The organism is Pseudogemmobacter humi (assembly GCF_900609055.1).
GTDB lineage: Bacteria > Pseudomonadota > Alphaproteobacteria > Rhodobacterales > Rhodobacteraceae > Pseudogemmobacter > Pseudogemmobacter humi.
Window position 1 is genome coordinate 21,269 of sequence record NZ_UXAW01000041.1, and the last position, 25,918, is coordinate 47,186.

Here is a 25,918-nt window from a genome sequence, read left to right on the forward strand (position 1 = left end):
GGGGGTCGGACGAGTCCTGCCCCGGTCTGTCCGGGACAGGACCTGGACGGGTTCAGCCTGCCGCCGCGAGCGCGCGCTTGCGCGATCTGGCGTTCGTCTGCTGCGTGTCGACATCGACATCCATCACGAAATAGCCGTGCTTACGCATGTTCAGCGTCGCGAAGGGCGGCACGACGATGGTGGTATCGGGCAGCACCACCAGCGCCGGGCCGGGAACGCTCATGCCGTATTGCAGCCGGTCGCCGTCATAGATCGGCATGTCCACCGCCTCGCCGCCGCCGAAATAGGCCTTGCTGGTGCTCAGCATCGCCGAAAGCGGGGTGGCTTCGGTGGATTTCGCGCGCTCGGCCAGCACGATCTTGGGGCGCTGGAAGGTCGCCATATTGCGCCACATCAGGAATTCCACGTCCGAGGCCGGATCGTTGGTCTTGTAGCGCGCCAGATAGGCGGCGTGGAACGCCTCGGTGATCTCGTCCAGCTTCGCCGGGGTGATCTTGCCGTCGTCCAGCGTGATCGGGATCTCCAGCTCGGTCGTCTGCATCGGATAGCGGGCCGAGACAAACAGCTCGAACTTCTGATCCCTGGGGGCGATCCCCATCCGGGTCAGGAATTCCGATCCCTTGCCGGTGATCCCGGCCACGGCGGCATTGACGCCCTCGTAGTCGAAATTGCCGGTGTCGCTGTATTTCGAGACCACCTCGCTCATGGCGATGGCGGCGTTGTTGGCGCCGAAGGCACAAAGGACCGAGGTTTCGCGCGGGATCACGATCTTCCTGATCCCCATCTCGCGGGCCAGGAACGCGACCGGCACCGCCGTTGCGCCGCCGCCGGTGACCAGCGCGAATTCGCGCGGATCGACGCCGCGGCGGATCGTCATGTCGAGGATGCCGCCCAGCATGTTCTCGTTCACCACCTGGGTGATCCCGAGCGCGGCGTCCTCGACGCTGATCCCGAGCGGATCGGCGATATGCTCTTTCACCGCCTTCACCGCGAGGTCGCGGTCGATCTTCATCCGGCCGTTCAGGAAGTGTTCGGGGCTGATGTAGCCCAGCACCACATAGGCGTCGGTCACGGTGGGCTCGGTGCCGCCGCGCATGTAGCAGGCCGGGCCGGGCACCGCCTCGGCGCTGCGCGGGCCGACCTTGATCAGCCCCTTGTCGATGGTGGCGATCGAGCCGCCGCCCGCGCCGAGCGTCGCGATCTCGATCGAGGCGACGCCCGTCGGATAGTTCAGGATCCGGCCGTCCTTGGTGGTGGTGACCTGGCCTTCCAGCACGGTCGAGACATCGAAGCTGGTCCCGCCCATATCGACGGTGATGCAGTTCGGAATGCCCTCGATCTCGCTGAAGTAATACCCGGCTTCCGGCGCCATCGACGGGCCCGAGAACAGCATGAACACCGGCTTTTTCGCCACTTCCGAGATCGGCACCACGCCGCCGTTCGACACCACGATCAGCGTCTCGCCGCGGAAGCCACGCTCTTCCAGCTTGCCCTGGAGGTTGCGCAGATAGCGCGAGACCTTGGGTTGCAGCATGGCGTTCAGCACCACGCAGCTGGTGCGGTAATATTCGCGGATGATCGGCTGGATGTCCGAGCTGATGCAATAATCGACGCCGGGCCATTCCTCTTCGATGATCTCGGCGATGCGGCGCTCGTGCTTGTCGTTGACGATGGACCACATGGTGCAGACCGCGATGGCCTCGACGCCCCATTCGCGCAGCTGGCGGACCTCGGCGCGCACCTCGTCCTCGTTCAGCGGCACGAGGATATTGCCCTGGGCGTCGATCCGCTCGGTCACCTCGCGGCAGAGATAGGGCCGGATCAGCGGTTTGTTCGGCTCCATCTTGTAGTTGAACATGGTCTGGCGCCGGCCCTCGCCGCGCCACAGGATGTATTTGGTGCCGCGGGTGCAGATCAGCCCGGTCTTGGCGCCGCTCATCTCGATGATGGTGTTCGTGGCCGTGGTCGAGCCGTGGCAGAACACCGCCGTCTGCGACAGAAGTTCCTGAAGCGTCAGGTTCAGCCCCTCGGCCGCCAGCGTCATCGCGTTGAGGATGCCGACGGAGCGGTCCTCGGGCGTGGTCGGCGACTTGTGGCTGCCGAGCTGGGTGAAGGTCTCGGATTCGGCGATGGTCAGGTCGGTGAAGGTGCCGCCGACATCGACGCTGATACGATATTTCATGGTCATGTCCTTTTGCTCAGGCCGCGGCGCGCATTTCGGCGCGCAATGCCTGCGTCGCAGCTTCGTCGACCGCATAGAGTTCGGGTTTCGTGTCGAGCACGACGCCGTAGACCTCGCGCGCCGCCTTCAGCGAGATGAAGCCGTCGCGGGCGTCGTCGCGCACCTTTGCGGGGTCGCGCTCCAGCGGGTCGCCGAAGCCGCCGCCGCCGCCGGTCCTGGCATACCAGTGCTGGTCGCGGCGGCAGATCGTCTCGCCCATGTTCTCCAGCCGGGCCTCGATCTCCTGGGTTCCGGCATCGAGCAGCCAGTGGTCGGCCACTTCGCCGCCCTCGCCGCCGTAGAGGCCAAAGGCGGGCCAGGTATGGCCGACGCCGCAATAGATGAGCTGCATGTCGTGGTCGACGGGCTGAAGCCGGTGCGACATGGCGATGCCGCCGCGCCATTTGCCGGCGCCGCCGGAATCCTGCTCGGCCTTCACCTCCCAGATGATGCGCGGCAGCGACTGCTCGTGGATCTCAAGGGATTCGTAGCCCATGTTGCCCATGATGCAGTGGCCGAACATATGCGGCAGGCCGTCGAAGCCCTCGGTCGCGCCCGCGGCGCTGGCGGCCAGATAATGCAGGTGGCCATAGGGCTGATCGTTCTTGCGCGGGTCGATCCCGGCGCCGGTGTGGTTCGCCGCCGGATGCTCGCCCATCCCCGCCAGCGCGCGGTCGGGCAGAACCTTCGCCCAGGTCTTGAAGACAAGGTTCGTCACCTCGTCGTTCAGCCCGACGGTGGCGACCTCGGTGCCGACCGGCCAGCGCGGGATCCCCGCCAGCGCGCCCACGCGCTGCTTGACGCGGATCCGGTCCAGCGCACCGCTGTTGTAGGGCAGATCGGGCGACAGGATCGGCAGCGTGCCCTGGATCGCCGAGCAGCGGCAGGTGGCGTAGCTGAGGTTGTAGCTGAAATCGATCTGATCGGGCATTTCCGAATAGTCGAAGTCGATGTAGCCCTCTTCCGGGTCGATGGTGAGGGTCATTTTGAACTCAAGCGGCTCGTCGATATAGCCCTTGAAGCACTCGGTCTTCAGCGTCTCGGTGACGGTGATCTTCGGCAGTTTCGCGATTTCCTCGCGCATCGCGCGCTCGCCGTAGCGCAGGCTCTCGGTCAGGCAGCCCTTGAACGTGTCGTAGCCGAAGCGCTTGCACAGTTCGATCACGCGGGCCTCGGCCACCCAGAGCGAGGAAAGCTGCGCGAGGAAGTCGCCGTGCCATTGCTGCGGATAGCGGAAGTTGTAGGCGATGAAGCGCACGAGATCGGTGATCGGCTTGTGGTCGCGGCACAGCCGCACGCCGGGGAAGTGGAAGCCTTCCTCGTAGATGTCCTTGGCGAAGGGGTCCATGCTGGTCGGAAGATGCGCGCCGATGTCCAGCAGGTGGCATTTCGAGCACGCCCAGGCGACGATCTTACCCTCATAGAAGATCGGCGCGAACATGGTGAAATCGCCGACATGGCTGTTGCCGGCATAGGAGGCGTTGTTCAGGAACACATCGCCTTCGCGGATGTCGTCGCCGAAGGCGCGGATGATGAAGCGCAGGGGCGGGCTCATCGTGCCGACATGAACCGGGATGCAATCGACCATCGACAGGATCGAGGCGCCGTAGGTGTCGAGCAGGCAGCAGGTGAAATCCTTGGCCCCGTGCAGGATCGGGTTGCGCGCCGTGGCGAGGATGGTCTCGGTCATCTCGGTCATGATGCCCTCGATCCGGGCGTGGACGACCGAGAAGGTCACCGGATCCACCTGATCAAGGCCGGTGTCGAGCGCGCCGGGCAGACCCGCGATCTCTTCCGGGCGGATCGGTTCCGCAAAGAGTTCCGTCTTGTAGGGCGGAATGAGAATATCGTCTCTGGCCAAGGGAGCCTCCGTCAGTGGGGAAAGGGGGATCGTCGGGTGCGCCCGGAAGGCGCGCCCTGCCCAAAGCGCCGGGCGCTCCGGCGTGTCGTCAGACTTCGGTCATCTGATGCTGTTGCAGCACCGGCAGCGCGGCGGCCTTGTGCTCTTCCCACCAGTCGTGATCGTTCACGACCCCGGAAAGGGCGAGGCCACCGTCCTGGATGACGTATTTCGGCGTGGGCGTCAGAAGGTGATGGTTCACCCCGAAGATGTCCTGGCCCGACCAGGCGGATTTGCCGTAGATCGGATGGTCGATGTCGCTCATGCCGTAAAGCGTTTCCATCACGTCGGCGGGCTCGACCGAGGGGCTTTGCGCGAAGGCGGCGTCCAGCGTCGCCATCGCCGAATAGGTCAGCCCGGCGAAGCCGATCCATTCCCCGGCGCCGAACTTTTCGACATAGGACTGATACATCCGGTGCGCCTTGTCCGAGAACGAGGGCTCCATCGCATCCACCCCGAAACCGCCGTAGACCCGGCCTTCCAGCGCGGCCAGATCCACCCGCTGGGCGATCTGCGGCAGATCCCAGGAATGCGACATCCAGACCCCTTCAAAGCCGAGGGACTGGGCGGCCTCCAGCAGGATCGCCTGTTTGCCGGGCGGCAGGTCGGAATAGAAGATCGCATCCGGCCGGGTCTGCATCACCGCGCCGAGCAGCGGGAAGTAGTCCGTCATATTGGGGTCGAACAGCTCGTTATAGACGATCTCGATATTGCCGGCGGCGACATAGGGTGCACAACCGGCGTGGCTGTAGGCCCGCCCCGCAAGGCCGAAGGAATTGTCGGTGAACATCAGCGCGACGCGTTTGATTTCCGGGTGCCGCTCCAGCACATGCGAGACCAGCCCGAGGAAGGCGGTGGGAGAACCGGTGATCCCGCCCATCAGATAGGGGAAATCCCCGCTCATGAAGCCGCCGCCGTAAGAGTTCGTCAGCACCTCGTTCTGGGTGGCGAAGCGGGCGATCGCCTTGCGCGAGGCCGGGGTATAGGTCTGGAACATGTATTTGCAGCCGTCCTGAAGCACGGCGTTGCGGAAGGCCGTCAGTTCCTCGTTCGGATAGAAACAGACATTGGTATAGGCGGAATAGTCGATCATGTGGCGCTCGCCGTCGCCGCAGAGGATGCCGCCTTCGGCGTTGTGCTCATCGGCCCAGATCTGACCGGCGCGGGTGATCGGAATGCCCCATTGCGCGCATTCGCCCTCAAGCGGCGTGACCATGCCCATCTTGATGCGCTGCGGCTCGGCCGCGAGGCCCCGCGATCCGATCAGCGCCGGCGCGGCCAGCCCGGCAGCCCCGGCCATGCGCAGGAAATGCCGCCGCGTTTGGGCAGGCCCAGTGTGTTTGGTCATAGCTTTTATCCCTGTTGAGAGAGGTTGGCGCCATGCTTCGGCACGGTCATTTGAGTTACCGTAGGTCCGCAGGAACCCTCTTGTCAATATGATATCTGATCAGATATTTTTTATCGACAAGACGGGCCGCACCGGGGCGGATGTCGGATCGCCTGCTGACAAAGCTCCGGTCTCTGCCCTAAAAAGAAGCGGCGCCGGATGTCGGCCTGCCCGTCCGGAAAGACCGGAACCGGATCCATTGGGAACTCAGATGATGCCTCAGCATGCCACCGCCCTTCCCGCTTTCCAGCAGCGAAAGGTGATTTCCGAACCGGATCACGTTTATAGCGAGCTCAAGCAGGGGTTCATGATCGGCGAATTCGTGCCCGGCCAGAAGATCACGCTGCCCGAACTGGCCCAGGCCTTCGGCACCAGCCAGATGCCGGTGCGCGAGGCGACCAGCCGCCTCGTGGTGGCGCGCGCCATCGAGGCCCTGCCCCGGCGCTCGCTGCGCGTGCCCGAGGCGACGACCGAACGCCTTGATTCGCTGCTGCCGCTGCGTCTGCACCTTGAAGGCGAGGCCGCCCGGCTGGCGGCGACCCGGGCCGATCCCGCCATCGTCGCGGAACTGACCGCGATCGAGCGCGAGATGCGCCGCATGGTGCCGCTTGAGGATACGAAGAATTACCTGCGGCTGAACCAGCAGTTTCACTTCACCATCTACCGGGCCTGCGGCAACGACGACCTGGTGGATCTGATCGAGCTTTTGTGGATGCGCTACGGGCCCTTGATGAACATCGTGCGCAGCGGGGTTCTGTCGCGCACGGGCCAGCACCGGCACGAGGAAACCATCGACGCGATAAAACGCCGCGATGCCGACGCCGCCGATGCCGCCGTGCGCGCCGACCTGACCGAGGCGGCCGAGGCGATCCGGGACGCAATCGGGGAACGCGCGGCCGGCTGACCCCTGCCCCGGGGCTGGCGCAAAGGCGGACGGCCTTTGCCGGCCCGGGGCAGCCCGGCGCAACAGGCCCCGGTCATGACATGCGGGCTGCCATGACGCCGCTGAGGGCGGCCGGATGGCCCGGGGCCCCTCGGGCGGGTCGGGGAGATGTGATCCCGGCCAGGACGGCGGCGGGACGGTTCCGCCGGAACCTGCGACCGGCAGGGCCCGAAAGCCTCAGTTGAGCAGGCATCTGATGAGATCGTCGGTGTTGCGCACCGCATATTTCCGCAGCAGGCCCGCGCGGTGAATATCGACCGTCTTCGGGCTGATGTTCAGGGATTTCGCGATCTGTTTGCTGGTCATCCTGTCGATCAGCAAAGCCGCAACGTCTCTTTCGCGCCTGGTCAGCGCGACGGCGGTCCGCTGCTGGCCCGCATCGTCCGAAAGCTCGGAAAACGTCCAGGCCGTCACCTCATGCGGCACCTTCCGGTTGAACGCATGGCCCCGCACCGTCACCCAGAAATGCGTTCCGTCGATGCGGCGCATGATCCGGTCGTCAGACCGCGACAGCCGGGCGGCGAGCAGGGGCTCCATCCGCTGACCGGCGGCCTCGAATTCGGTGTGATTGGGGTAGAGCACCTCGAAGAGATTGCCGACGATATCGCCCCGCTCGGCCCGGAACAGGCTGAGCGTGACATCGTTGCAATCCACCATCACCCGGTTTCTCGCGATGATCGCCGCGACGGGAAGGCCAAGGAATATCCTGCGGTAGTCGAGATCGGTGTCGGACATCCTGCCGGCAAGCTCCCGGGGGCGATGTGCCTCCCCCATTCTGTGGTCCGCTGCGGACGTTAGTGCATCGCCGCCTTCCGGTCCACCGCGCGCCCCCCGCGACTTCGGGGCGGCGACGCAGATGGACGCGATCCCCGCACCTCACCGCCAGCTGCGGCCAGGCACCGAATCCAGCAGCATTCTGGTATAATCATGCGTGGGTTCGGTCAGGATGCGCTCGGCGGTGTTCTCCTCGACCAGGACGCCCTTGCGCAGAACGCCGATCCGGTCGCAGATCTGGCCCGCGACCCGCAGGTCATGGGTGATGAACAGGATCGAGAGGCCGATCCTGGCCTTGATGTCCAGCAGCAGCCGGATCACCTGCTCCTGCACCGAGACATCCAGCGCCGAGACCGCCTCGTCGGCCACCAGAAGCCGCGGCTGCATCATCAGCGCGCGCGCGATGCCGAGGCGCTGGCGCTGGCCGCCCGAGAATTCATGCGGGAAGCGGTCGAGTGCGCTCTGGTCCAGCTGGACCAGTTCCACCAGCTCGCGCGCGCGCCGCATAGCATCGGCCCGGCTCTCGCCCCCCGCCACGCTGCCGGCGATCAGGGCGGGGCCGATCTTCATCCGCGGATTGAAAGAGCTGTAGGGATCCTGGAACACCATCTGGATGCTGCGGCGCAGGGTCTTGCTGGCAAGGAAGGCCGCCCGGCTCACCGGCTGATCGCCGCAGCGGATCTCGCCGCTGTCGGGGTCGGCCAGCCCGACGATCATCCGCCCCAGCGTCGACTTGCCCGAGCCGGATTCGCCGACGAGGCCATAGATCTCGCCCTCGCGGATCGTCATGCTGATCCTGTCCGAGACGGTGAAGGCCGGCGTCCTCGCGGCGAAAAGGCCGCGCCTGCCGCCATAGGTCTTGGACAGGTCGCGGATGGTGATCAGCTCTGCCCCCGACACCCGGGCCGCGGGCTTCGGCTTCAGCGGCGGAACCGCCGCGATCAGCTTCTGCGTATATTCCTGCTGCGGATCGCCGAGGATCTGCGCGGTCGGTCCCTGTTCCACGATCTCGCCCTGCCGCATCACCACGATCCGGTCGGCGATATCGGCGACCACGCCGAAATCATGGGTGATGAACAGAACGCCGAGCTGATATTCCTTCTGCTAATCCACGATCAGCCGCAGCACCTGCGCCTGGGTGGTGACATCAAGCGCCGTGGTCGGCTCGTCGGCGATCAGCAGCCTCGGCTTCAGCGAGATGGCCGAGGCGATCATGATCCGCTGGCGCTGGCCGCCGGAAAGCTCGAACGGATAGGATCGGGCGACGCGCTCCACATCCGGCAGCCCCACCTGCCGCAGCAGATCGGCCACCCGTCCGGCGATCCCGGCCCCGGAGGCCTTCACGTTATGGGCGCGGAACCCCTCGGCGATCTGCTTGCCCACCGGCATCAGCGGGTTCAGCGCGGTCAGCGGCTCCTGGAAGATCATGCTCATCTTCTCGCCGCGCATGGCGCGCAGGTCGGCGGGCGTCGCATCGGTGACGGACCTGCCGTCCAGGTCGATGCGGCCCCCCGATATCTTCAGCGCCGGGCTGAGCAGCCCCATGACGGCATGGGCGAGCGTGGATTTGCCCGAGCCGGATTCGCCGACGACGCAGACGATTTCATTGCGGTCGACCCGGAGACTGGCGCCCCTGACCGCGAAACGGCGGTCGGAAACCGCGGGCAGCGCCACATCGAGATCGCGGATGTCGAGAAGAGCGGTCATATCATCCCCTCCGCCCGGCGAGTTTGGGATTGAAGACGTCATTGATGCCTTCGCCGACAAGATTGATGGCCAGAACGGTGATGAAAATCGCAAGGCCCGGAAAGACGCAGGTCCACCATGCAAGATGCAGCATCGCGCGCGAGGATCCGATCATATAACCCCAGGTGATCACATTCGGATCGCTCAGGCCAAGGAAGCTGAGCGCGCTTTCCAGCAGGATCGCATTGGCGACCATGAGCGAGCCCATCACGATGATATGCGAGGCGCAGTTCGGCAGGATTTCCCGCAGCATGATCGGCAGGTTTCCAAGGCCGGACAGCCGTGCCGCCTCGACGAATTCGCGCGTCCTGAGCGACAGCACCTCTCCTCTGACCAGACGGGCCAGCGGCGGCCAGCTGACGACGGCGATCGCGACGATGATCGAGGTGATCGAGGGCTGGAAGATCGCAACCAGCACCACCATCAGCACGAAGGACGGGATCGTCTGGACGATCTCGGTCAGGCCCATGGCGAGGTCATCGACCCGGCCGCCGAAATAGCCCGCGACCAGGCCGACGGCGACGCCGATGCAGACCGATACGATCGCGGCAAGGATGCCGATCTCCAGGCTGACACGCGCGCCGTGCAGGATGCCCGACAGGGTGTCGCGCCCCAGGGTGTCGGAGCCCAGCAGATAGGCGGTGCCGGGCGGTGACAGCGGCCGCCCCACGGTCTGCCAGGGATCATGGGGGGCAAGCCCATCCGCCAGAAGGGCGGCAAGGACGATGAGAACAAGCATCACCAGCCCTGCGGCGGCGCTTTTGTTGCTGAGGAAAAGTTTCATGCGGCCGCCTTCCTGATCCGGGGATCGACGATGGCAAGAATGATGTCGGTGATGATGTTCAGGGCGATCACCATGACCGAAGTGACGATGAACACGCCCAGCAGAACCATGTATTCGCGCTGAAGCAGGGAATCGAGCGCGAGACGGCCGATGCCCGGCCATGCGAAAACCGTCTCGACGACGATGGAGCCGCCGATAAGCTGACCCGCCTGCACCCCGGCAAGCGTGATGACCGGAAGCGCCGCGTTGCGCAGCATGTGAACGCCGATGATCCGCCGGCGCGAAAGGCCCCTGGCCCGCGCGGTCTTGATGAAATCAGAGCTCTGCACATCCGCCACCGAACTGCGCATCACCCGGGTATAAAGGGCGATGTAATAGGCCGAGAGGGTGACGGCGGGCAGGACGAGATGCCTCGCCACGTCTGCGGCCTGCTCCCACCAGGTGCCGGTGAAGCCCAGCGTCTGCATGCCGAAGGCCGGCAACCACTGCAACCAGACCGAAAAGATCAGGACGAGAACCAGCCCCAGCCAGAACGCGGGCAGCGCATAGCCGAAGAGGCAAAGCACAACCAGCGTATTGTCCCCCCAGGTGCCGCGTTTCAGCCCGGCGAATATGCCCGAGGCCACCCCGACCACGAGCGAGAGGACGAAGGCCGTCCCGGTCAGCAGCAGCGTCGCCGGCATCCGTTCCCAGATCAGATCCGCGACGGGCCGGCGCTGCCGGTAGCTGTAGCCCAGATCGCCGGTGGCGACATTGGCCAGATAGGTTCCCAGCTGGACATGGATAGGTTTGTCCAGCTGGAATTCCTCGCGCAGAGAAGCGACGAAAGCCGCATCGGACGCGCCCGTCTCACCCGCGATGACGCTGACGGGATCGCCGGGCGCCAGCCGGACCAGAGCGAAATTGCATATAATGACGGTGATCAATACCATCAGCACCTTGATCACGCGCCCCAGCCCGGCTTTCAGCATGTCAGATCACTCCTCTGGCAGGGTCACTCGACGGTCGCCGTCTCGAAGCCTTCGCAGATCCCGATCGCGGTGGTGACGACATTCTTTACACCTTTGCGCATGACCGTCGCCCATTTGATCTCGAACAGCGGGGCGTTCGGCAGGTCCTCGATCAGGATCTCCTGGAGACGCCCGTACATCGCGGCGCGTTTCTCCTCGTCGATCTCGCGGATGGCCTCGTCGAACAGCCTGTCCACCTCGGGGTTCTCGTAGCCCGCGGTGTTGCTGCCGTAGATGCCCTTCGCGATGCTGGAGCTGTGATAGAGCCGCGTGATGCCCAGACCGGGATGGCCGAACTGATACCAGAAGCAGAAGGTGGTCTCGAACTCCCAGTTGGAATAGCGCGAGGCCCAGTTGCCCGGATCGGTGTTCTCGATCTGGATGTCGATACCGACCTGGCTCAGCGATTGCTTCACATATTCGCCGAGCTTGGTCCACATATCGCCATAGGGAATGCCAAGCAGCTTCACGCTCGCCCGCACGCCGTTCGCGTCCGGCTGCAACCCCATCTCGTCCAGCAGCGCGGTCGCCTGGCCCGGATCGTAAGGATAAAGCGGCCCGGTATCCTTGTAATAGCGGGTCGGAGAGCTGACCAGCCCGGTCGCCGGCGCGGCCTGGCCGAACCAGATGTTCTCGATGATGAAATCGCGGTCGATCGCATGCAGCATCGCCTTACGGAAACGCTTGTCGGCGACATGGCCGCTGCGGGTGTTGAACTCCAGCGTCGCCAGCGGCGCGGCGAACTGATAGCCGTCGTGGGTGATGCCGAAATCCGCAGATTCCCTGATCGCCGGCATGAAGACGTAATCTATGTTGTCATAGCCGGTGACATCGACCGTGCCGTTTTGCAGCGCGACCAGGCGCGAGGCCGAATCCGGGATGATCTGGAAATAGATCTCGTTCAGAAGCGGAAGGTCTTCCTTGTAGTAATCCTCGTTCCGGACGAGATGGATATATTCGCCGCGGCGCCACTCCTTCAGCCTGAACGGGCCGGTGCCGATGGGGGATTCATTGGCCGGATTGGTCCGGTAATCGGTCCCCTTGTAGATATGCGCGGGAAGGATCGGCGCGCCGCTGGCCTCGAACACCTGCAGGAAGGCGGTGAACGGGGTCTTCAGCCTGTATTCGACGGTATGATCGTCCAGCGCGGTGGCCGATTCCACACTGGCGAAATTCGCGCGCGCCCGCGAATGGATCTCGGGCAGGCATTCCTGGGTCGAGAAAACCACGTCATGGGCGGTGAACGGCGCCCCGTCATGCCACCTGACGTTTTCCTGCAATCTGAACGTATAGGTCAGACCGTCTTCCGAGACGCTCCATTCTTTGGCCAGGCCGGGCTGCGGGTTCAGATCGAAATCATAGGTCAGAAGCCCCTGATAGATCTTGCCGGCGACGATGAAGGCCGGCGTGGTCTGCGTCAGGCCCAGCATCAGCGACGGCGGCTCGGGATAAAGGCAGACCGTCAGCCGGCCCGTGGCCTGCGCGAACGCCTCGTCGAGCGAGGCGAAACCGAATACCGAGGCCCCGGTGCAGGCCGCCCCGGACAGAAGGAGGTTTCGTCTGTTGATCGTCATGGTCATTTCTCCCGTTGGATAATTCTGGCGTCATGCGCGGCATCGCGGCCGGTTGCGGTGCGCATTTTCTTTTCCAGGCCACTGTATCGTCCCGCATATCTCCGTATGCCTGGGGCAAGCCGGGGTGGGGCTTTATTCCACCCAGACATCTTTCAGAAGCTGCACCCAGTTTTCGCCCATGATTTTCTCGATCCTGCCCACCGGCCATCCGCGTTTTTCCATCGCGGCGGTCAGGTTCGGGAAATCGCCGATCTCGCGCATTCCGGCCGGATTGACGATCTCGCCCAGATCGGTGAGCAGGCGGCCCGTGCCCTTGTCGCGCGAAATCCATTCAAAGAAGGATGCGTCATAGCCCTGGGTGAAATCGGTGCCGATTCCGACCGCATCCTCGCCGACGATATTGATGACATATTCGATGGCCTCGACATAATCGGAAACATCCGACCTGGTTCCGTTCTTCAGGAAGGGCGGGAACATGGTGACGCCGACGAAGCCGTCATGCCCGGCGATGAAACGCAGCTGCTCGTCGGTCTTGTTGCGCGGATGGGCCTTCAGCCCGGCGGGCAGGCAGTGGGAATAGGCGACCCGCTTCGTCGAAGCGAGGATCGCATCCTCCGAGGTCTTCGGCCCGACATGGGACAGATCGCAGAGAATCCCGAGGCTGTTCATCCCCGCCAGCACGTCGCGCCCGAAATCGGAAAGCCCGCTGTCCACGCTTTCGTAGCAGCCGGAGCCGACATAGTTCTGCGTGTTGTAGGTCAGCTGAACGATCCGCAGCCCCAGCCTGTAGAACAGTTCGAGATATTCGATGCGGTCCTCAAGCCCCGAGGTGTTCTGCCAGCCGAGGATCATGCCGGTCTTGCCCTGATCGCGGGCGTCGTAGATGTCCTGAACCTTGCAGACCTGCGTGATAAGGTCGGAATGGGCCACGAAATCCTGCCGCAGCCGCGCCATGTTGCGCATGGTGTCGTGGAAATTCTCCCAGACGCAGCATGTGCAGTTCGCGGCGGTGACGCCGCCTTTGCGCATGTCCTCATAAACCGAACGATCGAAATTCGAGACGATCAGCCCATCGAAAACGATCAGATCATCATGCAGACGAGACATGGCATTTCCTTATCAATCTTGTGTTCTGCCGGGTCCGACGGGGATCGGGCGCGGATGGAGGATGGCGTTGCGCAGGCTGTCGGGCATCGGCGCCGACTTCTGTTGACGAAAGTCGATCCAGACGCAGCGGGCGGAGCCCTCGGCGCAGATCGTATCGGGATCGTCGGTGCGGCTGAGCCGGTAGCGCGTATCGAAACTGCTGCGCCCCGGGCTTCCCGCCGACATCGTGGCGAGGACATCCCCGGGATAGCGGAGCTGCCGCAGGAAGCGCGCGGTCGCATCGACGATGACTGGCCCCTCGCCGCTTCCCAGTTCGCCAAGCAGCCCGAGGCCCTCGAACCAGGCGATCCTGATCTGCTCCATGAAGCGGAAATAGACCGTGTTGTTCACATGCCCGGCCGCGTCCATGTCGCCCCAGCGGATCTGGAGCGCCATCCGGCAGACATCCGTATATTCCCCCGGGTCGGCCGCCATGCTCACGCCCCCCGCAGACCGAGGATGGCGCGGGCCTCGGCGGTCGTCGCGGGCCGCCGGTCCAGCAGCCGCATGATGGAGACCATCTTCGCCACCAGCGCCGCGTTCGACTCTGCAAGGACGCCGTCTTCCAGCCAGAGATTGTCCTCCAGCCCGACGCGGACATGGCCGCCCATGAGCATCGCCTGAGTCGCCACCGGGAACTGATGGCGCCCGACGCCGAACATCGCCCAGGCCGCACCTGCGGGCAGCATTCGGACCAGCGCCGACATGCTGTGCGCATCGGGCGACGCGCCGCCCAGAACCCCCAGCCCGATCTGCACCAGAGGCGGCGATGCGACGATATCCTTCGCGAGGAAATGGCTGATGATGCCGAGATGGCCGAGATCGAAGGCCTCCAGCTCGGGCATGACGCCCGCCTCGCGGATCAGCCGCGCCATCACCTTCAGATCGGGGATGGAGTTCAGGAACATCTGATCCCCGAAATTCATCGCCGCGATATCGAGGCTGCATATTTCGGGGCGGAGCCGGGTGATATGGGCCACCCGGCTTTCCGGCGTATGGATCGCCGCCGCGCCGGACTGCCCGTCGCGGATCTGATCCGCCGTGACCATCGCGCCCGGCCCCGTGGTCAGGTTGATGATGAGATCGGGGCGCCCCTGCCGGATGCGCCGGGTCACATCCTCGTAGAGGGCGAAATCGGTCGAGGCCAGCGTGGTGACCGGATCGCGGACATGGATATGGACGATGGCCGCCCCGGCCTCGGCGGCGTCCAGCGCCGAGGCGGCGATCGCCTCGGGCGTCACCGGGACCGCCGCGCTCTTATGCGCATGATCGGTGCCGCCGGTCACCGCGCAGGTGATGATAACAGGTGCAGACATATCCGTTTCCTTCCCCTCGCGGGCGATGCGCCGGTTACTCGGCCCCGCGGTAAAGCTGGCGCACCAGCCGCATCAGTTTCCCGTCCCGCCACAGCCGCCGCTTTTCCAGATCCTCGCGCGGCAGATCCTGCCGCAGTTCGGCGGCGATCCCCTGACGCAGCGCCTCCTGCCAGTCGACGCATTGGCCCAGGGTGGCGCCGATCGACTGGTAGACCCCCTGATAACGCTCGCAATATTCCTCGATCCCGTTGGGCGAGTTGAGGTCGATGGTCTCGAACGGGCCGATGAAGGCCCAGCGAAGGCCGAGGCCGTGCTTGATCGTGCTGTCGATATCCCGCGCCGAGGCGATGCCCTCGCTGAACAGCCGGAACGCCTCGTGCAGCACCGCGCCCTGAAGCCGGTTCATCACGAAACCCTCGATCTCCTTGTTCAGCACGACCGGCTGCTGCCCGATGCCGCGCAGGATCTCCTTCGCCCGCAGCAGGCTTTCGCCCGCCGTCCAGGGCGCACCGCAAAGCTCGACCAGCGGAACGAGATAGGTCGGGTTCACCGGATGGGCGACCAGACAGCGTTCGCGGCCGCCGAGATGTTCGGTGAAGGCGCTGGCGGGAATGGTCGAGGTCGAGCTGCACAAAAGCGCATCCGGGCGGCTCAGCACGTCCATTTCGGCAAACAGACGGCGCTTGGCCTCGGGCGTCTCGGGCGCGGATTCCTGGACGTAATCCGCCGATCTCAGCGCCTCCTCCAGGGTGTCCGCGATGGCTATCCGGGCCGCTGCCGCCTGATCGTCGCCGATCAGCCCCTCGCGCTTCAGAAGCGCGAGTTGCGCGACGATCATCCCGAGCCCCCGCGCGGCCGCGCCCGGCGCGGGATCGTAGAGCTTCACGTTCCAGCCGGCCCGGGCGAAGACGATCGCCCAGCCCTGTCCGATCAACCCCGTGCCGATGATCGCCGCTTCGTTCATGCCGTCAGTTCCCCTGCTTTTCATGCGCTTCCGCCGCGCAACGGGCCGTCTTTTCTGGCCATTGCCAGAGGGCATTCCTTCGTTCTGCGGAAATGAATGCAACCCTTAGTCATCTAGGTCTATAGGTATCGTTTACCTAGGTGATCGCCGCCGCCGGGGCCGCGAAACGGCGATGGCCCCGTTTCCCCGGATGACCGGAAGCCGGGCGCGATGAAGGTCATCCCCCACGACAGCCGCAGTCACCCCGGAGCTTTCGCGGGCGTCAGGAGTATCCCGGCAATACGGAGTGCCATGGGATTTTGAATCTCCGGCAGCGAGGCTCGCCGGTCCCTGTGTCCGCCCGATGCGTCCGGGCTCGCCCCGCCCACAGCCGGGCCCGGACGGGCAGCCAGCGTCACCTTCGGCCACAGTATCGACACCCGGGATGTCGGCCCCGTCGTCTCGCATCGTCAGTTGCTGAAGATCGGCGGGTCCGGTCGCGGCCCGCGCCAGGCTGCTGACCGGCGGCGGGCTCGGCCGCGTTGCAATGGCCCGAAAACACCCGGCCAGGGACGCCTGGCGTAACATATTGAAATCAAATGATCCCGAGGGGCCGGGCAGTCTTAACGATCATCAATCCTGCGACGGGTCTGGCCGTTATCGCAGGCCATGGCCATTCAACCCTGCGCGGGATACCTGCCAGAGAAACCAAAAGCATGCGCAGAACGTGACGCGCCATCGATTCGGGAAATCGAAAAACTATTTCGATTCAATTGCTTAAAATTGGGCTGATTGACCACGAAAAGCAATAGCCTGCGCAAGAAACCAAAAGCATGCGCAAGCTAAATGCATGAAATATCGAGAAGAAATAATCCCCTCTGCGGGTAAGCCGTGCCACTGACATCAGTTCTGGAGGAAGTTGGCGAAAAGACCGCCAAGCGCGAACTCTTGCGAGGTTCGGCGGCGGTTCGGTGTGCGTGTATCGGGGCGCGTTGGAGGTCTTGGGTGCGAGGGACCGCCCTTCAGTGTGTTCCGGTGTGCAATTATGGAGCCCTGATCATACCACGGCGCCGACGTGCGCCGTGTCCCGAACAGGAATCGTCCTTCCCATCAATATTGTGCGCTAATGATGGGTCAACTTTTCACGCCGATTGACATCTGAAGCCAGACACCGGTTCTTCAGCCGGTTGGCTTTGACGTTTGAGCGGGATGTCGCGGCGGCCAGTTGTAATAGGCGGAAGCGAAGCCCGCTATCTGGGCAAGCTGGGGCAGATCGTCGGGCGTGAGAAGGATGACGCCCGTTCTGAGCGAAAGATCCTTGGCAGATCGGGTGTAGCGACCAGTAGTGACTACCGCGGCCGCATTGCAGTGATGATACATTCTCCCCGCATGTGCCTCTTGGACCGCCCCATTGCCTACGGATCCCTTGAAACGCTTGCATTGGATGCCAATAGACTTGCCATAGCGCCAGGCGATAATGTCGAGTCCTTGGTCGCCGGAACCGCGGGTCACTGTGGCATCCCAACCATCGGCCTTCAGCTTAGCCGCAACCCAATGCTCGAACTCGTGTCCGTTGATCGGTGGATCGTCTGAGATGGTCGGGACCCTGGTGCCGGTGTTTGTCACTCTGGGTGACGAGCGTGTCTTGCCGTGCCGGTGGAGGGCGTCATGCATCGGCTTCGGGAAGACACGGATATTGGTTTTTAGGGACAGAAGGATGAGCGCAAGAAAGATAAGGGCGATCGCGACAATGATGACGTCAGCCGGTCTCTCGGCCCATCGCGCTGCCACGCTCCTGATGACCTTGGTCGCGAACCATACAATGGCTGAGACAGCTCCACCGACAGCGAGAAATACAACGACAATCTTGGCGATCATGTCGTCTTCGATCTGCTTCCTGCTGCGCCGGCCCATTATCTTTCCTTATCCTGATCGCCGAATATTCTCAGCTTGCTATTGAGTGGGCAACGGAACTTTCGATATTCGGCAGTTGAAAACGCAAGAAGGCTCGCGTGAAGCGGGCCTTCGGGTGGGCTGGCAAATGGTGCGCAGGAAAGGAATAATGTGCGCAGACGTAAAGCATTGATTATGCTATGATATGATGGGGGGATGGGCAGGCAAACCCTGTTGGATTCCTCGATTCGATTGCGCTGGTAGCTTTTGCCGCGTTTTGCGGCAGGTAAGCGGGGTGAACACCGTCTATCCGCTAGGGCTTCGCCCATGAGAAACCCCGCGATGCGATGGTGAGCGCCCACACCGGATGGTGCAGGTCCTGCTTGCCCTCTGTCCAATCCCGATCGCGGTGGGGCGTCGTGAGCATACTGGAGCGAAGCAGCTGGTCAGCGGGGCCTACCTCGCCGGAATAAGCCCTTCGTTCTTAGTGGCTGTGATCAGGTCACAGCTTCGCATTATCGGGAGGAGGCGCACCTCCCTATCCGCGGAAGCATTCAGTAGACCGGCCATTCGAAAGATCGGAAGGCCCCAATGAAAACAAAAGCTTCAACCTTGACCCCACGCATGCTGTCAGAATTCTGCGCCAGACGGCTGGCGCCCGTCCTGTCGGAGGAAGTTGTCCGGACCCTGCATCGATACATGGCCGAGCTGCTCAGCCGAGAGGAGTATCCTCCCTACCGAGGGGCAACGCTTGACCTCGGAGCTGTGGCTGAGACCTTGGGGTTGGACCGATCCTTGCTACAGGCGCAAAAGGCGCACCTCACCCCGGTATTTGACGCGATCGCGCGCGCGGCGGCAGAAGGCCGACTTCGAGCCGGCCTGGAGGCTGGGGGCCGCAGAGCCACATCGGTAGCCATCGCAAAGGCAGGGGATGTTGCCGCGAAGGCGGTGCCAACGTGTAACGCAAAAGTCCCGGGCCACACCGGTAAGCGCCCTGGCAGGGAAGCGCGCCTGATAGTTGAGTTCCCGGAGCCCCTTTTCTCGACCTGGGACGAACCAGACAGCTTCGGCGCCGCACTGAGGCTGCACGCAAGCGGCCACGGCGAAACGACCTATCACCTCTACGACGCTGTCGTCCGGCCCGAAGATGGCGTCAATCGCAGCACGCTGATCAGTTGGGGCCGCGGGACCAAACTACCGCGCGCCACCCTCAGCTTAGAAATTCTGGGACGGATCGAGCGGCGATACCGGCTTCCCGAGGGCTACTTTGTGGAGAAGGCCGGCACCCGGGACCGTGCGCCGGGTGACTTCAATCTGGAAGGGGTAACACCCGCCGAACGCCGGCGCCTCGCCTGGCATCTGCCGGATGATTTCAACCACCGCAGCCGCCATGAGAAGTCGGAAATCCTAGACTGGGTGCGCAACGTCATCATCAGCGGTTCGACGGATTATCGGCGCTATCAGGCCGCTATGATGCGGCAGCGCTATGCCGTGCGGTTCACCTGCGCCTCAGGCCCCCGGCGACCATCTTCCATCGCCCAGACACCGGAGGACTCCGGCATAACGATTGCGCCGAAACGGCTGAATGACGAAATGGCTGCCATCCTTAGGTTCAAGACCGCTACTTTCGCCGACTTCGGTCTGCAACGGAACGGCGTCTGGGGCACCGAGACCGCCGCGCAGAAGGTCGAGCATTTCGGGCTGTGGTTCGGCGCATTCGCCGCCCCGCCCGAAAGCGAGGTTCAGGGTTGCGGCGTTGATCCAAAGCTGCTGACCTTCGCAATGATGGTCTTTCCGCAGGTCTGGGACTGGTATCTGACATGGCGCGAACGGCGCCGCGGATTCTACACGAAATGGGAAGTCGACCTTCTTTCCATCGCCGCCGCCTTCTGCCGGGAGGAAACCGGCTGGTTGCGCCAGACCCCGCGTATCGCGGACAACCTGCGTGAGATCGACGGGCTGATCAGCGGTCAGGACATAGCCGCAGTCCGTGCCGATTGGGCAGGTGCGTGCGAGCGGATGTATAAGCACGCCCGGCGGCGCATCAAGGAAATCGACCGCGTCGCCCGGATCCACCGCGATCCCTTCGAGCCCATCCTGCCGGTCCTGGAGGCCTCCAGTCCGGTCGGCGAGTATCGCAAGATCACCGAGGAGATCCTGAACCAGATGCCGGATGAGCGACATCATCCGCGCGCTGCGGCGGAGGTCGTCAGATCCTTTCTTCTGCTTCGCATCGGCCTGCACACCGGATTGCGGCAGAAGAACCTGAGGGAACTGCTGCTGTGCAAACCGGGCAACCTGCCCACGGCGGAACGCAAGCTCGAGGATATGAAACGCGGCGAGTTGCGCTGGAGCAGCCGCGATCACGGATGGGAAATCCTGATCCCATCTGTCGCATTCAAGAACGCGAATTCGTCATTTTTCGGTTCAAAGCCCTTCCGCCTGATCCTCCCAGACCTCAGTCGGCTCTATGAACTGCTTGAGGCCTGGATTGATCGTCATCGCAGCAGGCTGATCGGTGCGGCCGCCGATCCTGGCACTCTATTTGTCAAGACTGCGAAGATGACCAGCACCAATGCCGCCTATTGTCAGAATACCTTCTACGAGGCCTGGCGCACCGCGATCCAGCGCTATGGTATCTACAACCCCTGGACAGAGCGCGGCGCGATCAAGGGCCTACTGCCTCACGGCCCCCACAATGTCCGGGACGTTCTGGCCACGCATATCCTGAAGCAGACCGGTTCCTATGAACAGGCCAGCTACGCGATCCAGGATACCGCCGAGATGGTCGCGCAGCACTACGGGCGCTTCTTGCCCCAGGACAAGGCCGAGATCGCGGCGAGGATACTCAATCAGGTCTGGCAGGCGGCCTGAAAGTCGATTTGGCAGGGGGCAAACAATATGCCCCCTGTTTGGCAACGAAGGATGATCTCGCCATCATCAGGACGACCAGATAAGCTTCCACACATCATTGAAGACAAACGGGCTTTTTCACTGTGCCCATTTCGGTAAGCATTCGCGGATGGAACTTCGACACACTAACATCTTGTCACGTTGCCTATCGATCGACCTCGAGGTGGATCCGCGTGAGGCGAAGGTGTTTGCGGTTGCTGCTGTGCGCAACGATGACCAGACTGCCCTGAAGGTTGTGGGCCGACTGACCGAGCAAGTTCTGGACGCACTTGAGGTCCAGCTTGGTCATGTCGATTATCCAATCGGGCATAACATACTAAATCATGACCTCGAGCATCTCGTGGCTCAGCGGCCAGGGATTGAGCGGGCCATGCGGTCGCCGATCGACACCTTGTGGCTAAACCCGCTCGCCTTCCCTCGGAACCCGTATCACCATCTGGTGAAACACTACCATGATGGTCGCCTTGCCACAGGGCATGTGAATGATCCCGAACGGGATGCGCGTCTTGTTTTCGAAGTGCTGGCGAACCAACTTGATGCGCTGGGACAACTGGGCCGTGACGCGCCCGATGCATTAACGGCCTATCACTATCTGTCCACGCGCATCGAGAATGCCGGAGGCTTTGATGCGGTCTTCCGATACCTGCGTGGCAAGGCTTGCCCTGACCTCGATGAGGCGATGGCCGCAGTCCGGCGTATGCTGGCCGGGCGAGCCTGTGACCGGCGTGTCGAGCAGACCCTCACCCGGCTGAGCAGTCCGCGTAACGGATGGCCGATGGCCTATGCCTTGTCATGGATCACGGTGGCCGGGGGCGACTCTGTGATGCCGCCTTGGGTGCGCGCCCGGTTCCGGGAAGCTTCGCTGATCGTTCGGCATCTGCGCGACACGTCGTGCAAGGATCCCGGCTGCGGCTGGTGCGCCGAGCAGAATGACCCCGTGCGGGCGCTGGAAAGATGGTTCGGCTTTCCCGCCTTCCGCCCACAGCCTGTCGACCCGGAGGGCCGACCGTTGCAGGAGCGAATCGTCGATGAGGCGATGTCGGGCAACAGCGTTCTTGGAATCCTGCCGACTGGGACAGGAAAATCGCTGTGCTATCAGGTGCCCGCGCTCTCGCGTTTCGACAAGATCGGCGCGCTGACCGTCGTGATCTCGCCGCTGGTCGCGCTGATGGCCGACCAGGTCCAGGGGATGGAGCGCGCGGGCATTTCTTGCTCGGTCACGATCAACGGTATGCTTTCCATGCCGGAACGGCAGGACGCGCTGGACAGGGTCCGGCTGGGCGATGCCGGGATCCTGATCATCTCGCCCGAGCAGCTGCGCAGCGTCTCGATCCGCAATGTGCTGGCGCAGCGCGAGGTCGGGCTCTGGGCGATCGACGAGGCGCACTGCGTATCGAAGTGGGGGCACGACTTCAGGCCCGACTACCGCTATCTCGGCCGGTTCATCAAGGAATTCTCCGGGGATCAGGATCCGGCCCCCGTGCTGTGCCTGACGGCCACCGCCAAGCCCGAGGTAGTGGCGGATATCATCGACCATTTCCAGACCCGCGCCGGGATCACGCTGCTACCGCTTGACGGTGGGGCATCGCGCACCAACCTGGCCTTCGACGTCCGCCCGACGACGAAGAACAGCAAGCTGTCGGATGTGCTGTCCGTCATCGGTGAGCTGCTGCCCGAAGAAGGGCGGTCCGGCGCCGTCGTCTATTGTGCCTCCCGAGCGGAGACGGAGCGGGTGGCCGCCTTCCTGCGCACCCAGGGCCTTGATGCCGCGCATTTCCACGCCGGCCTTAGCGCGGATGACAAGCAATCGGTTCAGGAGCAGTTCCGCGTCGGGGAGTTGCGCGTGATCGCGGCAACCAATGCCTTCGGTATGGGCATCGACAAGCCGGACATCCGGCTGGTCGTCCATGCCGACATTCCCGGATCCTTGGAGAATTATCTGCAGGAGGCCGGTCGGGCTGGCCGGGACCGGCAGGACGCGCATTGCGTCCTTCTGTTCGTGGCTGATGATGTGGAGCGGCAATTCCGGCTCTCGGCCAGCTCGCGCTTGGCCCGGCACGAGATCGGAGCGATCCTGAAGGCGCTGCGCCGGATCGACGAGCGCACAAAGAAGACGGGGAAGGTCGTCGTCACTTCGGGCGAGATCGTGCGGTCGGAGAAGGACCAGGAGTTCGAGCGCGACGGCAATACGGACGATACCCGCGTCAAGACCGCCGTGTCCTGGCTGGAGGAGGCCAAGCTCCTGTCGCGCGAGGAGAACCGGGTCCAGGTCTTCCCCTCCTCGTTGATGGTGCGGACCCTGGAGGAGGCGAAGGCCCTTCTCGCGCAGGCCGATCTGACCCAGGTTGCGCGCACGCAGCTTCTGGGCATCGTCTCGCGGCTGTTCAACGCGGCACCCGATGAGGGCGTCTCGACGGATGAGCTGTGCGGCGCGGCGAAGATGTCCCCCGGGGCGCTGCCAAAGGCGATGGCCACGCTGGAAGCCCTCGGGATCGCGCGCAATGATATCGCGATGACGGTCTTCCTCCATGTCGGTGTCCCGCGCGCCTCGGTGCAGCGCCTGTCGGAGGCCTGCGCGCTGGAGCGCGATCTGATCGGTTTCCTGCAGGAGCTTGCCCCGGATCTGGACGACAGGACGCCCGCGCCGCTGCATCTGGCCGAGACCTGCCAGCATCTGCGGGACAAGCATCACCCGGATGTGCGGCCTGACACGATCGACCGGCTGATGCGTGGGATCGCGCAGGACGGGCGCAGCCTGGAGGGCGGGCGCGGCAACATCGCGCTGCGCAAGGCCAGCCGCAACACGCTGCTGGTCACGCTGATCCGGCCCTGGGCCACGGTGAACGAGACCGCCCGGCTGCGATGGTCGGCGGCGGAGTTGCTGCTGGCCCATCTGACCGGTCGGCTGGAGAAAGGTGTTCGCGGCAAGGACGTGCAGGTCGAGACGACCGTGGGGGATCTCCTGGCTCAGCTGACGCAGGATGCCCTGCTGCGGACCAGTGGCATCCGCGACATGACCAAGCTTCTGGAACGCGCGCTGATGTGGTTGCACGAGCAGGGCGTCCTGACCTTGGGCAAGGGGCTGGCGGTCTTCCGCTCGGCCATGACCGTCTATCTGGATCCGGCAGGCGGGGCCTTCACGCAAGGCCATTTCGCCCCGCTGGAAGACCATTATACCGAGCAGACCCTTCAGACGCATGTCATGGCCGCCTATGCGGAAACCGGGCTTAAAACCATGACGGATGCCGCCCGTCTGTCAGAGGACTACTTCCTGCTCAACAAAGAGCAGTTCATGAAGCGCTGGATGCCGGGTATGGGGCGCGAGGTCCGGCGCCAGACCACCAGTGCCTCGTGGAGCACAATCGTCGAGGCGCTTGGCAACAAGGTCCAGCAAGACATCGTGACCGACGACCGGGACCGAACCAATGTTCTCGCCCTTGCAGGTCCGGGATCGGGTAAGACCCGGGTGCTGGTGCATCGGATCGCCTATCTCCTGCGGATGAAGCGCGAGGATCCGCGCGGCATCCTGGTCCTGGCCTACAACCGGCACGCCGCCGCCGAAATCCGGGTGCGGCTCCGGGCGCTGGTGGGCGATGACGCGCAGGGCGTCACGATCTCCACCTGCCACGCGCTTGCCATGAAACTGGTGGGGGCGAGTTTCGTCGGCCAGCGGGCCGATACCGAGGATTTCGACGATGTTGTGCTCGAGGCCGTCCGCCAGCTGGAGGGCGAGGGCCTGTCCAAATCCGAGGCCGAGGCGCAGCGCGAGACGCTGATCCAGGGCTATCGCTGGATCCTGGTCGATGAATACCAGGACATCGGACCCGCGCAATACAAGCTGATCGCCGCCGTCGCCGGCCGGAAGCAGGAAGACAGCGACCTGAAGCTCAGCCTCTTCGCGGTCGGTGATGATGATCAGAACATCTATGCCTTCAATGGCGCCTCCATCGAGTTCATCCGCAAGTTCGAAGAGGACTATAAGGCGCGCCCGGTCTTTCTGGTCGAAAACTACCGCTCGACTGGAAACATAATCGCGGCCGCCAATGCGGTGATCGCGGGCGCGAAGGACCGTATGAAACTGGATCACGAGATCAGGATCAACGCGGCCCGGCGCGCTAACCCGTTGGGCGGCGTTCTGGAGCAGATGGACACTGTGGCCAAAGGCCGGGTGCAGTTGCTTGATGCGCCCGCCGGGGATGCCGCACAGGCCATCGCGGCGGTGGATGAGCTGATACGCCTGTCACGGCTGGATCCGGATTGGTCCTGGTCGCGGACCGCGATCATCTCGCGCGACTGGCGCAAGCTGGGCGCGGCGCGGTCCTATGCCGAGGCGCAGGGAGTGAAGGTCGAGATGGCCAATGAAGACCTACCAAACATCTGGCGGCTGCGTGAAACGCAGGCGCTAGTGGCGGGCCTGCGCCAACGTCAGGGGGATTTGCTGGGGATCGACGACATACTGGCCGTGCTCAACGAACAGGTGACCAACCGGTGGGTTGAGCTCCTGGCGGAAGGCGTGGCGGAACTGGCGCGGGAGCTGGGCTCGAAGACGATGCCGGTGCCGGACATTGTCGAGTGGCTGGCCGAATGGTCCCGCGACACGCGCGGCGAACAGCGCGGGCTGCTTCTGCTGACGGCGCACCGGGCGAAAGGGCTGGAGTTTGACCATGTGGTGATCCTGAACGGAGGCTGGGACCGACCGTCTAAAGGCGAGGATCTGGATGCGCCGCGCCGGTTGTTCTACGTGGCGATGACGCGCGCCCAGAAGAGCCTGGCGGTCATGACCACGGGTGAGCACGTCTTGCTGAAGAACGATTCTACAAACGTGCTCCGACGCCCTGTTCGTCCTAATCAGTCGGATATGATGGTGTCACCGAATGTCTATCACCCGCCCAATCTGAGAAATGCCGATCTCTCCTTCGCAGGACGGCAGGGCGATCAACACGAGATTCACGACGCTGTTCGGCGCTGCAGGGTGGGGGACAGTCTCAGACTCGAGTTACGGGATACGAACTGGATGCTGGTCGATCAGCGCGGATGCGTCATCGGCCGTATGTCCAAGACTTGGAAGCATCCGCCGGAGTATACCTTCATGGAGGGCCGAGTTGGCGCCGTGGTGCGGTGGCGAAAGTCTGACGGTGAAGAAAAATACGCCGGTTACTGTCGCAGGGATACTTGGGAGACGGTTCTGCCCGAGATCGTGTTCGCGCCACAAAGAGGTTGAAAACTTAAGGGGCAGTCCGCATTGATCGTGAGTGTCAGTCGTGGTCGGGTGAGCTACTCCCCGGAAATCGGACAGTGACGGAAGCTACGATCTGACGTTTGCTGGTCTCCAATGACGAGGAGATCAGGAATGCGGAAACGCAGGAAC

General features: G+C 63.6%; 17 protein-coding genes. 3 read left to right on the forward strand and 14 right to left on the reverse strand.

Annotated features, from left to right (window positions below; genetic code table 11):
• Positions 1-52: 52 nt before the first annotated feature.
• The 3 genes from XINFAN_RS03925 to XINFAN_RS03935 all read right to left on the reverse strand — a co-directional run bounded on the left by XINFAN_RS03925 (position 53) and on the right by XINFAN_RS03935 (position 5,469).
• Entirely contained in the window at positions 53-2,182 is a 2,130-nt protein-coding gene (locus XINFAN_RS03925) for a hydantoinase/oxoprolinase family protein (protein ID WP_160144526.1), read from the reverse strand.
• Between the two features lie 16 nt (positions 2,183-2,198).
• A complete protein-coding gene (locus XINFAN_RS03930) occupies positions 2,199-4,082 on the reverse strand; it encodes a hydantoinase B/oxoprolinase family protein (RefSeq protein ID WP_124085190.1) in 1,884 nt (627 codons plus the stop codon).
• Positions 4,083-4,170: 88 nt separating this feature from the next.
• Positions 4,171-5,469 (reverse strand): ABC transporter substrate-binding protein, encoded by a 1,299-nt coding sequence (locus XINFAN_RS03935; RefSeq protein WP_124085191.1) that lies wholly within the window; start codon positions 5,467-5,469, stop codon positions 4,171-4,173.
• 298 nt (positions 5,470-5,767) lie between these two features.
• Between XINFAN_RS03935 and XINFAN_RS03940 the strand changes: the two genes are divergently transcribed.
• Positions 5,768-6,412 (forward strand): GntR family transcriptional regulator, encoded by a 645-nt coding sequence (locus tag XINFAN_RS03940; protein WP_160144527.1) that lies wholly within the window; start codon positions 5,768-5,770, stop codon positions 6,410-6,412.
• A gap of 216 nt (positions 6,413-6,628) precedes the next feature.
• On the opposite strand, the gene XINFAN_RS03945 is transcribed toward XINFAN_RS03940, so the two are convergent.
• From XINFAN_RS03945 to XINFAN_RS03990, 11 genes are all read right to left on the reverse strand, one after another.
• Positions 6,629-7,186, reverse strand: coding sequence for a helix-turn-helix transcriptional regulator (locus XINFAN_RS03945; protein WP_124085193.1), 558 nt, complete (start codon positions 7,184-7,186; stop codon positions 6,629-6,631).
• Between the two features lie 141 nt (positions 7,187-7,327).
• Complete coding sequence (locus XINFAN_RS22485) at positions 7,328-8,281, reverse strand: ABC transporter ATP-binding protein (RefSeq protein WP_354002124.1); 954 nt, start codon at positions 8,279-8,281, stop codon at positions 7,328-7,330.
• A gap of 48 nt (positions 8,282-8,329) precedes the next feature.
• Positions 8,330-8,932 (reverse strand): ABC transporter ATP-binding protein, encoded by a 603-nt coding sequence (locus XINFAN_RS22490; protein WP_233352117.1) that lies wholly within the window; start codon positions 8,930-8,932, stop codon positions 8,330-8,332.
• 1 nt (position 8,933) lies between these two features.
• Entirely contained in the window at positions 8,934-9,755 is an 822-nt protein-coding gene (locus XINFAN_RS03955) for an ABC transporter permease (protein WP_124085194.1), read from the reverse strand.
• Positions 9,752-10,726 (reverse strand): ABC transporter permease, encoded by a 975-nt coding sequence (locus XINFAN_RS03960; RefSeq protein ID WP_124085195.1) that lies wholly within the window; start codon positions 10,724-10,726, stop codon positions 9,752-9,754. The genes XINFAN_RS03955 and XINFAN_RS03960 overlap by 4 nt, the downstream gene beginning before the upstream one ends.
• A 23-nt stretch (positions 10,727-10,749) precedes the next feature.
• Positions 10,750-12,339 (reverse strand): ABC transporter substrate-binding protein, encoded by a 1,590-nt coding sequence (locus XINFAN_RS03965; protein WP_160144528.1) that lies wholly within the window; start codon positions 12,337-12,339, stop codon positions 10,750-10,752.
• A 132-nt stretch (positions 12,340-12,471) separates the two neighbouring features.
• Positions 12,472-13,446, reverse strand: a complete 975-nt coding sequence (locus XINFAN_RS03970) for a dipeptidase (protein ID WP_124085197.1) — start codon at positions 13,444-13,446, stop codon at positions 12,472-12,474.
• 12 nt (positions 13,447-13,458) lie between these two features.
• Entirely contained in the window at positions 13,459-13,920 is a 462-nt protein-coding gene (locus XINFAN_RS03975) for an acyl-CoA thioesterase (RefSeq protein ID WP_124085198.1), read from the reverse strand.
• A gap of 2 nt (positions 13,921-13,922) precedes the next feature.
• On the reverse strand, positions 13,923-14,801 hold the full coding sequence (locus XINFAN_RS03980; RefSeq protein WP_124085199.1) for a beta-keto acid cleavage family enzyme: 879 nt from the start codon (positions 14,799-14,801) through the stop codon (positions 13,923-13,925).
• Positions 14,802-14,835: 34 nt separating this feature from the next.
• Positions 14,836-15,765: a 3-hydroxyacyl-CoA dehydrogenase gene (locus XINFAN_RS03985; RefSeq protein WP_124085200.1), complete on the reverse strand. Its 930-nt coding sequence runs from the start codon at positions 15,763-15,765 to the stop codon at positions 14,836-14,838.
• A 1,158-nt stretch (positions 15,766-16,923) separates the two neighbouring features.
• Complete coding sequence (locus XINFAN_RS03990) at positions 16,924-17,658, reverse strand: restriction endonuclease (RefSeq protein ID WP_124085201.1); 735 nt, start codon at positions 17,656-17,658, stop codon at positions 16,924-16,926.
• A 570-nt stretch (positions 17,659-18,228) separates the two neighbouring features.
• Here XINFAN_RS03990 and XINFAN_RS03995 point away from each other — a divergent pair.
• On the forward strand, positions 18,229-20,511 hold the full coding sequence (locus tag XINFAN_RS03995; RefSeq protein ID WP_199286354.1) for a hypothetical protein: 2,283 nt from the start codon (positions 18,229-18,231) through the stop codon (positions 20,509-20,511).
• Positions 20,512-20,659: 148 nt separating this feature from the next.
• Positions 20,660-25,771 carry a RecQ family ATP-dependent DNA helicase gene (locus tag XINFAN_RS04000; RefSeq protein WP_124085202.1) on the forward strand — a complete coding sequence of 1,704 codons (5,112 nt, stop codon included), beginning with the start codon at positions 20,660-20,662 and terminating at the stop codon, positions 25,769-25,771.
• The last annotated feature ends 147 nt before the right edge of the window (positions 25,772-25,918 follow it).